The organism is Sphaerisporangium cinnabarinum, from assembly GCF_055567015.1.
Window position 1 is genome coordinate 56,716 of sequence record NZ_JBVHRG010000011.1, and the last position, 13,048, is coordinate 69,763.

10 protein-coding genes, 1 tRNA gene and 1 other RNA gene are annotated in these 13,048 nt (G+C 74.5%); 5 read left to right on the top strand and 7 right to left on the bottom strand.

Annotated features, from left to right (window positions below):
- Positions 1-124 precede the first annotated feature (124 nt).
- Entirely contained in the window at positions 125-1,027 is a 903-nt protein-coding gene (locus ACZ4MO_RS15755; RefSeq protein ID WP_175009253.1) for a MetQ/NlpA family ABC transporter substrate-binding protein, read from the bottom strand.
- A 532-nt stretch (positions 1,028-1,559) separates the two neighbouring features.
- An RNA gene (gene ffs, locus ACZ4MO_RS15760) (signal recognition particle sRNA small type) lies at positions 1,560-1,656 on the bottom strand.
- A gap of 167 nt (positions 1,657-1,823) precedes the next feature.
- On the opposite strand from ffs, the gene ACZ4MO_RS15765 reads away from it, so the two are divergent.
- The 5 genes from ACZ4MO_RS15765 (at position 1,824) to ACZ4MO_RS15785 (ending at position 6,379) form a co-directional block, all read left to right on the top strand.
- A tRNA-Ser gene (locus ACZ4MO_RS15765) sits at positions 1,824-1,909 on the top strand.
- A gap of 289 nt (positions 1,910-2,198) precedes the next feature.
- A complete protein-coding gene (locus ACZ4MO_RS15770; RefSeq protein ID WP_175009254.1) occupies positions 2,199-2,891 on the top strand; it encodes a TetR family transcriptional regulator in 693 nt (230 codons plus the stop codon).
- Positions 2,888-3,823, top strand: a complete 936-nt coding sequence (locus ACZ4MO_RS15775) for an ATP-binding cassette domain-containing protein (protein ID WP_175009255.1) — start codon at positions 2,888-2,890, stop codon at positions 3,821-3,823. The genes ACZ4MO_RS15770 and ACZ4MO_RS15775 overlap by 4 nt, the downstream gene beginning before the upstream one ends.
- Positions 3,820-5,487, top strand: a complete 1,668-nt coding sequence (locus ACZ4MO_RS15780; RefSeq protein ID WP_222592398.1) for an ABC transporter permease — start codon at positions 3,820-3,822, stop codon at positions 5,485-5,487. The genes ACZ4MO_RS15775 and ACZ4MO_RS15780 overlap by 4 nt, the downstream gene beginning before the upstream one ends.
- Before the next feature lie 64 nt (positions 5,488-5,551).
- Positions 5,552-6,379 carry a hypothetical protein gene (locus tag ACZ4MO_RS15785; protein ID WP_175009256.1) on the top strand — a complete coding sequence of 276 codons (828 nt, stop codon included), beginning with the start codon at positions 5,552-5,554 and terminating at the stop codon, positions 6,377-6,379.
- Positions 6,380-6,403: 24 nt separating this feature from the next.
- Here the strand turns inward: ACZ4MO_RS15785 and ACZ4MO_RS15790 are convergent, their stop codons facing one another.
- The 5 genes from ACZ4MO_RS15790 to kdpB all read right to left on the bottom strand — a co-directional run bounded on the left by ACZ4MO_RS15790 (position 6,404) and on the right by kdpB (position 13,045).
- Positions 6,404-6,898 (bottom strand): hypothetical protein, encoded by a 495-nt coding sequence (locus tag ACZ4MO_RS15790; protein ID WP_175009257.1) that lies wholly within the window; start codon positions 6,896-6,898, stop codon positions 6,404-6,406.
- 132 nt (positions 6,899-7,030) lie between these two features.
- Positions 7,031-7,741 (bottom strand): response regulator, encoded by a 711-nt coding sequence (locus ACZ4MO_RS15795; RefSeq protein ID WP_086149780.1) that lies wholly within the window; start codon positions 7,739-7,741, stop codon positions 7,031-7,033.
- On the bottom strand, positions 7,738-10,251 hold the full coding sequence (locus ACZ4MO_RS15800) for an ATP-binding protein (protein ID WP_175009258.1): 2,514 nt from the start codon (positions 10,249-10,251) through the stop codon (positions 7,738-7,740). The genes ACZ4MO_RS15795 and ACZ4MO_RS15800 overlap by 4 nt, the downstream gene beginning before the upstream one ends.
- Before the next feature lie 2 nt (positions 10,252-10,253).
- On the bottom strand, positions 10,254-10,868 hold the full coding sequence (kdpC, locus tag ACZ4MO_RS15805) for a potassium-transporting ATPase subunit KdpC (protein ID WP_175009259.1): 615 nt from the start codon (positions 10,866-10,868) through the stop codon (positions 10,254-10,256).
- Between the two features lie 23 nt (positions 10,869-10,891).
- Positions 10,892-13,045 (bottom strand): potassium-transporting ATPase subunit KdpB, encoded by a 2,154-nt coding sequence (gene kdpB / locus ACZ4MO_RS15810; RefSeq protein WP_175009260.1) that lies wholly within the window; start codon positions 13,043-13,045, stop codon positions 10,892-10,894.
- Positions 13,046-13,048 lie beyond the last annotated feature (3 nt).

A 13,048-nucleotide genomic window follows, 5' to 3' on the forward strand; every position in this document is an offset into this window, starting at 1 on the left:
GGCGCGGTCGGGCGCCCGCCGCCGGGCGAGCCGTCCGCCTGCCATCGTCTCTCCCCGGCACGACCGCGCGCGAGGGCGGGCGCGTCCTGCGCGCCCGCCCTCCCGTCGCCCGGGACGTGCCGGGTCAGCCGCGGATGTCGGCCTCGATGCCCGCGAGGATCTCCTGGAGCTCCGCCGGCGAGTTCTCCTTGATGACGGCCGTGCCGCCCGACGCCTTCTTCTCGGCCTCGACGACCTCCGGCGAGTGCGAGAGCTCGGCGAGCTTGAGCAGCGTCTCGTCGTCCTTGTCCTCGGCGCGCGCGACCCACACGTTGATGTAGGGCTTCGCGGCGTCGGAGTCGGGGTCGTCCTGGAACAGGGCCTCGTCGGGCGAGAGGCCCGCGTCCTCGACGAAGTCGTTGTTGATGATCGACGCGTCGACCGACTGGAGCTGGATCGGGGTCTGCGCGGCGTCGACGGGCGTGACGGTCACCTTGGAGCTGGGCAGCACGTCGGCCTCGGTCGAGATCGAGCTCCCGCCGTCCTTCAGCTCGACGAGGCCGGCCTCCTGGAGCACGAGGAGCGCGCGGGCGAGGTTCGTCGGGTCGTTGGGCACGGCGACCTGGCCGCCGTCGGGGATCTGCTCGAGCGACGTGTGCTTCGTCGAGTACAGGCCGAGCGGGTAGACGGCGGTCGCGCCGATGGGCTGCAGGTCGTCGTTCGCGTCCACGTTGTAGCCCGCGAGGAACTGCAGGTGCTGGAACTGGTTCACGTCGAGCTCGCCCTGGGACAGCGCGGGGTTCGCCTGCGTGTAGTCCTGGAGGTCGACGAGCTCGACCTCGATGCCCTCGGCCTCGGCCTGCTCCTGGAAGACGGCCCACTTGTCGTCGGACGCGCCGACGACGCCCACGCGGATCGGGCCCTCGTCGCCGCTCTCGCCGGAGGCACCGCCCGAGGAGTCGCCGCCCCCGCACGCGGTGAGGGTCAGGGCGGCCGTCGCGGCGATCGCGGTCCAGGTCAGGCGCTTGCGGGTGGTGGAGAACGACATGGGGGTTCCTTCCGACGACGGCGGTGCGGTCACGGGTGGCGACAGCACGGCCGGGGGTGCAGGGGGGGGTCCCTGCGAGGCAGTGGGGTTCGGGGTGCTTCCGGCGGGCCATCAGCCACGCGGCGAGCGGGAGCCGGTCGTCGTCGAGGACGACGCGGCGGGTGCGGCGCAGGTCTCCCTGCGGGTCACGACGGCGTCAGCAGCCGCACATTCGCCCGGTGCGCACGCGGCGACAGCACGACGAGCCGGCGCAGGCTGCTGCGCGCGGGGTCGTGGTGACGACGTGCTGGCGGGTCATGCCGACATCATGGGCACGACGGCGGCCCGCACGCCAATCTCCGGCCGCGAAAGTCCACGATGTGGACCGCAAAGTGGTCGCATGTCGGGAACAAGGGCGCTCTCATCGGGACAGAAGGGGGTAATTCCGTCAGACTCGCCGCAGCGCTGCGCACCGAGGCGCCGCTGCACGCGCGCACCGCCGCGCAACGGCCGGACGGCGCAGCCGGCGAGGGGCCGCAGCGGGTCCGGGGACGCAAAGGACCCCTCGCACACCCACCAGAGCTCACCTACCCTTGCTGCCTTCCGGCCCTGGGGGAGTTCGGCGAGATGATGCCGCACGAGGGGTCTGCACCCACCCTAGCCCAGGTCGGCGCCGCGCTCGAAACCCGCTCCCCCACGCGCTCCTCCGCGCGTTCCACCACAGCGCCTCCCGGAGGCGATTCGGTCGGGGAGCCGCCGTCCGGTATCCTCGTTGCGCTGCTGTCGGTGCGCACCCGTGCGTCGTCGACCGTCGCCAGGAGGATTCGCCTAGTGGCCTATGGCGCACGCTTGGAAAGCGTGTTGGGTTAACAGCCCTCGGGGGTTCGAATCCCCCATCCTCCGCAGATCGAAGGGCCCGCCGCACTCGCGGCGGGCCCTTCGTCGTCGTGCAACGCGCACACCGAAAAGGCCCGTCGCACAGGTGCGACGGGCCTCTCGACGTCCCGACGGTCCGACGCGCCGGGACGTGGCGCCGGCGGTGCCGCCGACGGCTCCCCCCAGCCTACGGGTGTCCGGCCCGGAACGGCAGGGGTGGAGAGCCCCGGAGTCCCGGATCTTCGCCACATCCGCCCACCCAGGGACCTCCCTGGATCGCTGGACAGTCGTTGAACACGTGTTTAGTCTATTGAACATGCGTTCAGAGCAGCCGCCAGCGAGCACGCCCCCGCCGTCGGGCACCGACGACCTCACGACCCGCGCCCGGATCCGGGACGCCGCGATCGCCCGGTTCGCGCGGGACGGGTTCGGGGCGCCGCTGCGCACCATCGCGACCGACGCGGGCGTGAGCGCCGCGCTCGTCGTGCACCACTTCGGCTCCAAGGACGGGCTGCGCCGCGCGTGCGACGCGTACGTGTTCGACGCCGTCCGCGCCGCGAAGACCGACGCGATCTCGCCGCAGGACCCGGCGGCCGGGCCCATGGCGCTGTTCACCCAGCTCGCCGGGATCGAGGACTACGCGCCCGTGTTCGAGTACACGCTGCGCAGCCTCCAGGCGGGCGGCGACCTCGCACGGTCGTTCGTCGAGCACCTCACGCAGGTCACGCTCGAGTACATGGAGGACGGCGTCGCCGCCGGGGTGATCCGTCCGAGCCGCGACGAGCCCGCCCGCGCGCGGTACCTCGTCTCGCTCTCCCTCGGCTCGCTCCTCGTCGACGGCGCGCTGCGCGAGCGGACCGAGCCGCGCGACCCCGAGGCCGACCTCCGCGAGTACGTCGAGCGCGTGATGCTGCCCGCGCTCGAGGTCTTCACCGAAGGGCTCTTCGTCGAGCCGACGCTGCTCGACGCGTACGTCCGGCACACCATCCACCAGGAGGAGACGCGATGACGAGCACGACCCCCGCCGTCGAGGTGCACGACCTGCGCAAGGCGTTCGGCCACGTGCAGGCGCTCGACGGCCTCGACCTGACCGTCCGCACCGGCGAGGTCGCCGGCTTCCTCGGACCGAACGGCGCCGGGAAGTCGACGACGATCCGGGTGCTGCTCGGGCTGCTCCGCGCCGACTCGGGGACCACCCGGCTGCTCGGCGGGGACCCGTGGCGCGACGCCGTCGACCTGCACCGCCGCCTCGCGTACGTGCCGGGCGACGTGAGCCTGTGGCCGAACCTCACCGGCGGCGAGGCGATCGACCTGCTCACCCGGCTGCGCGGGCGCGTCGACCCGCGCCGCAAGGCGCTCCTGCTCGAGCGCTTCGAGCTCGACCCGTCGAAGAAGGCGCGCACGTACTCCAAGGGGAACCGGCAGAAGGTCGCGCTCGTCGCGGCGTTCGCGTCCGACGTCGAGCTGCTCGTGCTCGACGAGCCGACGTCCGGCCTCGACCCCCTCATGGAGTCGGTGTTCACGCAGTGCGTGCGCGAGGTCACGGCGGAGGGGCGGTCGGTCCTGCTCTCGAGCCACATCCTCGCGGAGGTCGAGAAGCTGTGCGACACGGTGACGATCATCCGCGCCGGCCGCACGGTCCAGTCCGGCACGCTCGCCGAGCTGCGGCACCTCACGCGGTCGTCGGTCACCGCGGTGACCGACCGCGACCCCGCCGCCCTCGACACGCTCGACGGCGTGCACGACCTCCTCGTCGAGCCCGGTGCCGACGGGACGCGGGCGCGGTTCGACGTCGACAACGACCACGTGCAGCCCGTGCTGCGCGCGCTCACCGACCTCGGGCTGCGGTCCGTCACGGTCACGCCGCCGTCGCTCGAGGAGCTGTTCCTGCGCCACTACGGCGACGAGCTCGCCCAGCTCGACGGGGCCGGTGCGCTGTGAGCGCCCCCACCGCGGCGCCGCCCCGCGGGCGTCGCGCGACCGCCGTCGCTCCCGAGCCACCCCGCCCCGGGCGCGCGGCCACGGGCTGGCTCACCCTGCTGCGCTTCGTCCTGCGTCGCGACCGCGTCCGCATCCCCGTCTGGACGGCCTCCGTCGCGCTCCTCTTCGGGTACGCGGCCGTCGCCCTCGACACGCTCTACCCGACGGCGGCCGACCGCCAGGCGCGCGCGGCGCTCGTCTCGAGCCCCGCCGGAATCATGCTGTCCGGGCCGCAGTACGGCATCGAGGACTACACGCTCGGCGCGATGATCGCCAACGAGATGGCCCTCACCGTCATGGTCGCGGTCGCGATCATGAGCATCTTCCTCGTCGTGCGGCACACGCGTGCCGAGGAGGAGACCGGCCGGGCCGAGCTCGTCCGGGCGGGGGTCGTGGGGCGGCACGCGCCCGCGACCGCGGCGTTCGTGGCGGCGGTCGTCGCGAACGCGGCCATCGCCCTCGCGACCGGCGCGGTGCTCGTCGCGACCGGTCTCGACGCCGTGGACTCCCTCGCGCTCGGCGCCGCCGTCGGGGTCACGGGCCTCGTGTTCGCGGCCGTCGCCGTCGTGACGAGCCAGGGCACCGAGCACGCGCGCGGCGCGAGCGGGCTCGCGCTCGCCGTGCTCGGCGTCGCGTTCCTGCTCCGCGCCGTCGGCGACGTCCAGGAGGAGCACGGCAGCTGGGTCTCGTGGCTCTCCCCCATCGGGTGGGCGCAGCAGATCCGGGCGTTCGTCGACCTGCGCTGGTGGCCCCTCGGCCTGTCCGCCGCGCTCGTGGTGCTGCTCCTCGCCCTGGGCGCGGCGCTCGCCGCCCGGCGCGACCTCGGCGCCGGGCTCGTCCCGCCCCGTGCGGGCCGGCCCGACGCCGCCCGGTGGCTCGCGAGCCCGCTCGCCCTCGCGTGGCGCCAGCAGCGCGCGTCCGTGCTCGCGTGGGCCGTCGGGGTCGGCGTCACGGCGCTCGCGTGCGGGACGTTCGTCGACTCGGTGGGCGACATGGTCGCGGACAACCCCGAGATCGCGCAGATGATCGGCGACGCGTCCGACCTCGTGGGCGGGTTCGTCGCCGTCATGGCCCTCTTCCTCGGGCTCGGCGCGGGCGGGTTCGCCGTCGCCTCGGCGCAGCGCGCGCGGGGCGAGGAGACCGCGGGGCGGCTCGAGCCGGTGCTCGCGACGGGCGTCGGGCGCGTGCGGTGGCTCGCGGGCCAGCTCGTCGTGACCCTGGCCGGGACGTGCGTCCTGCTCGCCGTGAGCGCCGTCGGGCTGTGGCTCGGCGCGCTGAGCGTCGGGGAGGACGCGTTCAGCCTCGGCGACTATCTCGCGGCGTCGTTCGCGTACCTGCCCGCGATCGCGGTCGTCGCGGGGGTCGCGGTCGCGGCGTTCGGGTCGCGCCCGGGCCTCGCGGCGCTCGCGTGGGCGCTCCTCGCCTACTCGTTCGTCGTGACGATGTTCGGCGCCCTGCTCGACCTGCCGTCGTGGGCGAGCGGGATCTCGCCCTTCTGGCACGTGCCCCAGCTCCCCGGCGCGGCCGCCGAGCCGTGGCCCTTCGTCTGGCTCACGCTCCTCGCCGTCGTGCTCGTCGCGCTGGGCCTCGCGGGCTTCCGCCGCCGCGACGTCCCACGCCCCTGACGCGTGGCCGTCGTGGGCTCCGGCTAGGCTCGATCCACCTTTTCCGACCACGGAGGTGACGGTCATGTCCACGCCCGACCGGAGCGACGCGACGCGCTCGGCCAGGGCCACCCTGCACGAGTGGGTCGACGCGATCCCCGCGCGGGAGCCGACCGAGGGTGCCGCAGTCCGCGACCCGCGCACGTGGGTCGCGGCCCTCGCGCTCGAGGGCACGTGGCTGGGTCTGTACCAGGACGCGTACCGGTTCACCGAGACGGAGTGGGACGAGCTCGTCGACGACCTCTCCCGGTACGCCGACGTCCGGCCGCCCGCGCGCGCCGTCGTGTTCCGCGACGTCGAGCTCGACGAGGACCCGTTCCGCGACGACGAGCGCCCGCTCGTGGACGCGGTGCTGCGTGTCGCGCTCGAGGAGGGGGTCGAGAACGTCACGTTCGCCGCCGTCGCACGGCGGTGCGACCGCAGCGAGTCGACCCTGCGGTCGATGTTCGGGGACGCGGAGACGCTCGTCGACGACGTCGCGATCGAGGTGGTGCAGTCCGGCTTCGACGACCTCTCGCCGCTGCGGCTCGACCCGTCGCGCGCCGCGGTCGCGGCCTCGGTCGCGGCGCTCGACGACTCGCGCAAGGCCGCGGCGCTCCTGCGCCTCTACGCGCTCGGCGGGGTCGCGCGCGACGACGTGCCCGAGGGTCAGCACATCGTCCACGCCGACGTGCTGCGCGCGTGGCGCGAGGAGGGCGCGCCGTCGTCCCTCGTGCTCGCCGCCCTCGCGTGCGACGGCTGGCGCGCGGGCGAGCGGCAGCGTGCGCTGCTGTTCCCGTCGGCCCTGCCGGGTGCGGTCGTGCGCGAGCTGGCCCGCCTCGTGGACGACGCGACGGGCCCCGGCACGCCGTAGCGGTCCCGTCCCGGCCCGACGCTGTCAGCGCCGGAGCTCGCGCTCCTGCACGACGCCGGGGCACGGGATCGCGACGACGTCACCACGCCGCAGGTCCTCGGGGAGCCGTGCCACGCCCCCGGTGCGGCCCGGGGCGGGGTGCACGGTGAAGCGGCGCAGGGGCGCCGCCGAGACCCGGCCGACGAGCCGGGCCTCCTCGACCACCGCGCCGCACGCGTCGAGGTCGGCGTCGAGCCACACCTGCCGGTGGTGGCCCCCGAGGCGCGGGACGACGTCCTCGACCCCGGCGAGCACGACGCACCGCGGCGACGCCTCCCACAGGCGCCCCACGCGACCCGGGTCGGCGCTCGCAGGTACGTGGACGGTCGGGGTCGCGCGCAGCCGGGCGCAGGCGGCGAGGCTCGTCCCGTCGACGAGCACGTCGTGCGGGGCGAGGACGGTGCCGCCCGGCCAGGCCGACGAGGGAGCGCCGCGCAGCGCGGCGAGCCGGGCGGAGAACGCGGTGTGCACGAGGGTCATGACTCCGGTCTACCGCGCGCGGCGGGGGCGGGAACCAGGCCTGACGGAACGCACACGGCCCGCGCCCGGATCCTCACGGCCTCCCGACGGGCGGGGCCGTCCGCCCGCGGGGAGGCTGCTCGCCGGCCGGCGTCAGGACGCCGCGGTCGGGGAGCCCGGGTCCGGCTCGAAGCGGTAGCCCATGCCCGCCTCGGTGAGCAGGTAGCGCGGGGCCGCCGGCTCCGGCTCGAGCTTCTTGCGGAGCTGCGCGACGTACAGGCGCAGGTACCCCGTGTCGCTCACGTGCTGGGAGCCCCAGATCTCGGTGAGCAGCGTCTGCCGCGTGACGAGCTTGCCCGGGTTGCGGACGAGCCGCTCCAGCACCTGCCACTCCGTCGGGGTGAGCCGCACCTGCTCGGTCTGGCGGTCGCGCACGCGCACGACGCTGTGGGCCGACAGGTCGACCGTCACGTCGCCCAGCACGACGACCGGGGCGGAGTCCTCGTGCGCGACACGGCGCGTGAGCGCGCGGATGCGGGCGAGCAGCTCCTCGATGGAGAACGGCTTCGTGACGTAGTCGTCGGCGCCCGCGTCGAGGGCCTCGACCTTGTCGGCGGCGCCCGTGCGCCCGGACACCACGAGGATCGGGGCGTCCGACCAGCCCCGGACGGCGTGGATCACGTCGAGGCCGTCGAGCTCGGGCATGCCGAGGTCGAGCATGAGGACGTCCGGGCGGTGGTCGATCGCGCGCGCGATCGCCTGCGAGCCCGAGGTCGCCGTGATGATCTCGTAGCCCTGCGCGGTGAGGGTGATGCGCAGGGCGCGCAGGATCTGCGGGTCGTCGTCGGCGATGAGGATCTTCATGGCGCGCTGGTCTCCGGGGCGTCGGGGTGGGGCGTCGGGCCCGCGGCGGGCAGGGCCACGACCATGGTGAGCCCTCCGCCGGGGGTGTCCTCGGGGGTGAGCGTGCCGCCCATGCCCTCGACGAACCCCTTCGACAGCGCGAGGCCGAGCCCGAGGCCGGTCGTGTTGTCGGTGTCGCCGAGGCGCTGGAAGGGCACGAACACGTCCTCGCGCCGCTCGGGCGGGATGCCCGGGCCGTGGTCGACGACGCGGATCTCGACCGACCCCCCGAAGGCGCTCGTCGAGATCCGCACGCGCTCGCCCGGCGGCGAGTGCCGTGTCGCGTTGGCGAGCAGGTTGACGAGCACGCGCTGGAGCAGCACCGGGTCGGCGACGACCGCGGGGACGTCGAGCTCGAGGTCGAGCTCGACCTGGGCCGGCCCCAGGCCGAGCTCGTCCAGGGCCGGCAGCACGACGTCGGCCGGCTCGACCTCGGAGCGCGACACCCCGAGGACGCCCGCCTCCAGCCGGCTTACGTCGAGCAGGTCGGTGATGAGCGTGCCGAGGGCGTCGAGGCTCTCGTCGGCGGTCGCGAGCAGCTCGTCCCGGTCGGCAGGGCTGAGCGCGCCGCGGGTCGAGCGCAGGCCGCTCACGGCGGCGGTCGCGGCGCTCAGCGGGCGGCGCAGGTCGTGGCTCAGCGCCGACAGCAGGGCGCTGCGCACGCGGTCGGACTCGGCGAGCTGGCCCATCTCGCTCGCGACCTCCGCGAGGTCGCTGTGCTCGAGCGCCGCCTCGAGCTGCACCGCGATGACGTTGAGCAGCCGCCGCTCCGAGGCCGCGAGGTCCGGACCGAACAGCTCGAGGTCGGCCCGCTCGTCCACGCGCACCGTCGTGCTGGGCGCGCCCGGCCCCGGGTCGCCGTCGGCCGCGAGCTCCGTCCCGGAGACGACCAGCCGCGCCCCCGCCATGCCGAACGCCTCGCGCGCCCGGCTCACGAGGGCCTGCACGGCGTCCTGCCCACGCAGGACGCTGCCCGCGACGGTGGCGAGCACCTCGGACTCCGCGGCCGCCCGCCGGGCCGCCCGGGTCGTGCGCGCCGCGCGGTCGACGACGACGCTCACGAGCACGGCGATGACGACGTACAGGACGAGGGCCACGAGGTGGAACCGCTCGCCCACGGTGATCGTGTGCAGGGGCTCGACGAAGAAGTAGTCGAGCGTGACGCCCGACAGGACCGCGGCGTAGACCGCGGGCCAGACGCCCCCGACGAGCGCGACCACGACGACGAGGAGCTGGTACGCCAGGACGTCCGTCACGAGCGTGTCCTCGTCGCGCGCCGTGACGAGGAGCCAGGTGAGCAGCGGTCCGCCGACGAGCGCGAGGACGAACCCGGCGACGCGGCGGCGCACGGTGAGCGCACCGCCCGAGCGGGGCAGGCGCGCCCCTCCCCCGGCGGCGGCGTGGTTGACGATGTGGACGTCGATGTTGCCCGCCTCGCGCGTGACCGTCGCCCCGATGCCGGGGCCGCTGAGGGCCGACGCGAGCCGACCCCGGCGCGAGACCCCGATGACAAGCTGCGTGGCGTTGACGCCCTTGGCGAACTCGACGAGCGCGGTGGGGACGTCGTCTCCCACGACCTGGTGGTACGTCCCGCCGAGCTGCTCGACGAGCGCGCGCTGGTGCGCGAGCGCGCCGGGCGCCGCGTCGCGCAGGCCGTCCTGCGTCGTGACGTGCACCGCGAGGAGCTGGCCCCCCGCAGACCGCGCGGCGATGCGGGCGCCGCGCCGCACGAGCGTCTCCCCCTCCGGGCCGCCCGTGAGCGTCACGACGACGCGCTCGCGCGCCTCCCACGTGCTGTCGATCCCGTGCTCGGTCCGGTAGAGCTGGAGCGCCGCGTCCACCTCGTCGGCGAGCCAGAGCAGCGCGAGCTCGCGCAGCGCGGTGAGGTTCCCGAGGCGGAAGTAGTTCGACAGCGCCGCGTCGACGCGCTCGGCCGGGTAGACGTACCCGCCCGCGAGGCGGTCGCGCAGCGCCTGGGGCGCGAGGTCGACGACCTCGATCTGGTCCGCGCCGCGCAGGACCGCGTCGGGGATCGTCTCGCGCTGCACGGCGCCCGTGATCTTCTCGACCACGTCGTTGAGCGACTCGATGTGCTGGATGTTGACGGTCGAGATGACGTCGATCCCGGCGTCGAGCAGCCGGTCGACGTCCTGCCAGCGCTTCTCGTGGTCGAGACCCGGCGCGTTCGTGTGCGCGAGCTCGTCGACGAGCGCGACGTCGGGGCGCCGCGCGAGGACGGCGCCCAGGTCGAGGTCCGTGAGCTCGACGCCCCGGTGGGTCACGCGGACGCGCGGCACCACCTCGAGTCCTTCTGCCATGGCCGCCGTCGCGGCGCGGCCGTGGGTCTCCACGACCGCGACCACGACGTCCCTGCCCTCGTCGCGCAGACGGCGGCCCTCCTCGAGCATGGCGTAGGTCTTCCCGACGCCGGGTGCCGCCCCGAGGAGGACCCGCAGCCGTCCGCGCGCCATGCTCAGCCTCCGATCCGGTCCAGGTCGACGTTGAGCTCGAGCACGTTCACCGTCGGCTCGCCGAGGTACCCCAGCGCACGCCCCCCAGTGTGCCGCGCGACGAGCTCCTCGACCTGCGCGGTGGTCAGGCCGCGCGCCGTCGCGACACGGTCGACCTGGACGGCGGCGTACGCCGGGCTGATGTGCGGGTCGAGGCCGGAGCCCGAGGCCGTGAGCGCGTCCACGGGGACGTCGGCGGGGTCGATGCCCTCGCGCTCGGCGACCTGGGCGCGCCGCTCCGTGATCGCGGCGACGAGGTCCTCGTTCTCGGGGCCGAGGTTCGAGCCCGACGACGCCGCGGCGTCGTACCCGTCGCCCGCGGCCGACGGCCGGGGCTGGAAGTACTCGGGCAGCGGGTCGCCGTCGGCGTCGGTGAACGCCTGCCCGAGCAGGGCCGACCCGACGACCCGGCCCGCGCCGTCGTGCACGAGCGACCCGTCGGCGCGCGCCGGCAGGACGAGCTGCCCGACGCCGGTGACGACGAGCGTGTACCCGACGCCGAGGAGGAGGGTGAGGACGAGCATCGCCCGGGTCGCGACCCAGACGACCCGCCCGGTGCTGCGTGTCGTGGTGTTCATGAGGTCTCTCCTGGTCGTCGGGGTCAGTAGCCGGGGATGAGGCGCACGACCAGGTCGATGAGCCAGATGCCGACGAACGGGGCCACGAGGCCGCCGACGCCGTAGACGAGGAGGTTCCGCCCGAGGATCGTCGAGGCGTCGGCCGGCCGGTACCGCACGCCGCGCAGCGCGAGCGGGATGAGCAGCACGATGACGATCGCGTTGAAGACGATCGCCGACAGCACCGCCGACGACGGCGAGCTGAGGCCCATGACGTTGAGCACCTCGAGGCCGGGGAACACGCCCATGAACATCGCGGGGATGATCGCGAAGTACTTCGCGACGTCGTTGGCGACGGAGAACGTGGTGAGCGCCCCGCGCGTGATGAGGAGCTGCTTGCCGATGCGCACGACGTCGATGAGCTTCGTCGGGTCCGAGTCGAGGTCGACCATGTTGCCGGCCTCCTTCGCGGCCGACGTTCCGGAGTTCATCGCGACCCCCACGTCGGCCTGCGCCAGGGCGGGCGCGTCGTTCGTGCCGTCGCCCGTCATGGCGACGAGGTTGCCGCCCTCCTGCTCGGCGCGGATGAGCGCGAGCTTGTCCTCGGGCGTGGCCTCGGCCAGGAAGTCGTCGACGCCGGCCTCCTGCGCGATGGCGGCGGCGGTGAGCGGGTTGTCGCCCGTGATCATCACCGTGCGGATGCCCATCGACCGCAGCTCGGCGAAGCGGTCCGCGATGCCCTCCTTCACGACGTCCTTGAGGTGGACGACGCCGAGCACGCGGCTCACGCCGTCCGGCGTCCGGACCGCGACCACGAGCGGCGTGCCGCCCGACTGCGCGACCTCCTCCACGACGTCGTCCAGCTCCGCGAGGACGCTCGACGCCGCCCGCTCGCCGCCCTCCTCGACCCACGCCGTCACGGCCGACCCGGCGCCCTTGCGGATCTGGGTGCCGTCCGGCTCGTCGATACCCGACATCCGGGTCTGCGCCGTGAACGGCACGATCTCGCCGGGCGCGGTCGGCCCGACGTCGAGGCCCCCGCGACGCGCGAGCTCGACGATCGACGTCCCCTCCGGGGTCGGGTCCGCGAGCGAGGACAGCGCGGCGGCGCGGACGAGCTCGCGCTCGTCGACGTCGCGCAGCGCGACGAACCGCGCGGCCTGCCGGTTGCCGTAGGTGATGGTGCCCGTCTTGTCGAGCAGCAGGGTCGTGACGTCGCCCGCCGCCTCGACCGCGCGGCCGGACATCGCGAGCACGTTGCGCTGCACGAGGCGGTCCATGCCCGCGATGCCGATCGCCGAGAGCAGCGCGCCGATCGTCGTCGGGATGAGGCAGACGAGGAGCGCGACCAGCACCGCGACGCTCACGGGGCTCGCCGCGTACGACGCGACGGGGTTGAGCGTGAGGGCGACCACGACGAACACGATCGACAGCGACGCGAGCAGGATGCTCAGCGCGATCTCGTTCGGTGTGCGCTGCCGGCTCGCGCCCTCGACGAGCGCGATCATCCGGTCGACGAACGTCTCGCCGGGCATCGAGGTGACGCGCACGACGATGCGGTCCGACAGGACGCGCGTGCCGCCGGTCACCGCGGACCGGTCGCCGCCCGACTCCCGGATCACCGGCGCGGACTCGCCCGTGATCGCCGACTCGTCGACGGACGCGATGCCCCAGACGATCTCGCCGTCGCCGGGGACCAGCTCCCCCGCCTCGACGACGACGACGTCCCCCAGCCGCAGGTCGGCCGAGGACACCTCGACCGCGTGGGCGCGCAGGGCCCCGGGGTCGGCCGTCTCGTCGTACACGGTGACCCGGTGCGCGACGGTCGCGGTGCGGGTCCGGCGCAGCGAGTCGGCCTGGGCCTTGCCGCGGCCCTCGGCGACCGACTCCGCGAGGTTGGCGAAGAGGACCGTGAGCCACAGGAACACGGCGATGACCACCGTGAAGGACCCGGGGACGGGCGTGCCGCCCGACTCCTCCGGGCCGCCGAGGAACGGCTCGACGACCGCGATCACGGTGGTGAGCGCTGCCCCGACCCAGACGAGGAACATCACGGGGTTGCGCCACATCTGACGCGGGTCGAGCTTGCGGAACGCGCCGGGCAGCGCCTGGCGCACCTGCGACCAGGTGAACAGGCCGCCGGTGGTCGCGGCCGGCCGGTGCACGGCGCGCGGGGACGGGTGGGTGAGCGTGGACATGGG

What these genes read in the sequence shown, in the direction of transcription:
- ACZ4MO_RS15770 (WP_175009254.1), top strand. Translation starts at nt 2,199, where the DNA reads ATGCGTTCAGAGCAGCCGCCAGCGAGCACGCCCCCGCCGTCGGGCACC.
- ACZ4MO_RS15800 (WP_175009258.1), bottom strand. Translation starts at nt 10,251, where the DNA reads ATGGCGCGCGGACGGCTGCGGGTCCTCCTCGGGGCGGCACCCGGCGTC.
- kdpB (WP_175009260.1), bottom strand. Translation starts at nt 13,045, where the DNA reads ATGTCCACGCTCACCCACCCGTCCCCGCGCGCCGTGCACCGGCCGGCC.
- ACZ4MO_RS15785 (WP_175009256.1), top strand. Translation starts at nt 5,552, where the DNA reads ATGTCCACGCCCGACCGGAGCGACGCGACGCGCTCGGCCAGGGCCACC.
- ACZ4MO_RS15795 (WP_086149780.1), bottom strand. Translation starts at nt 7,741, where the DNA reads ATGAAGATCCTCATCGCCGACGACGACCCGCAGATCCTGCGCGCCCTG.
- ACZ4MO_RS15775 (WP_175009255.1), top strand. Translation starts at nt 2,888, where the DNA reads ATGACGAGCACGACCCCCGCCGTCGAGGTGCACGACCTGCGCAAGGCG.
- kdpC (WP_175009259.1), bottom strand. Translation starts at nt 10,868, where the DNA reads ATGAACACCACGACACGCAGCACCGGGCGGGTCGTCTGGGTCGCGACC.
- ACZ4MO_RS15790 (WP_175009257.1), bottom strand. Translation starts at nt 6,898, where the DNA reads ATGACCCTCGTGCACACCGCGTTCTCCGCCCGGCTCGCCGCGCTGCGC.
- ACZ4MO_RS15755 (WP_175009253.1), bottom strand. Translation starts at nt 1,027, where the DNA reads ATGTCGTTCTCCACCACCCGCAAGCGCCTGACCTGGACCGCGATCGCC.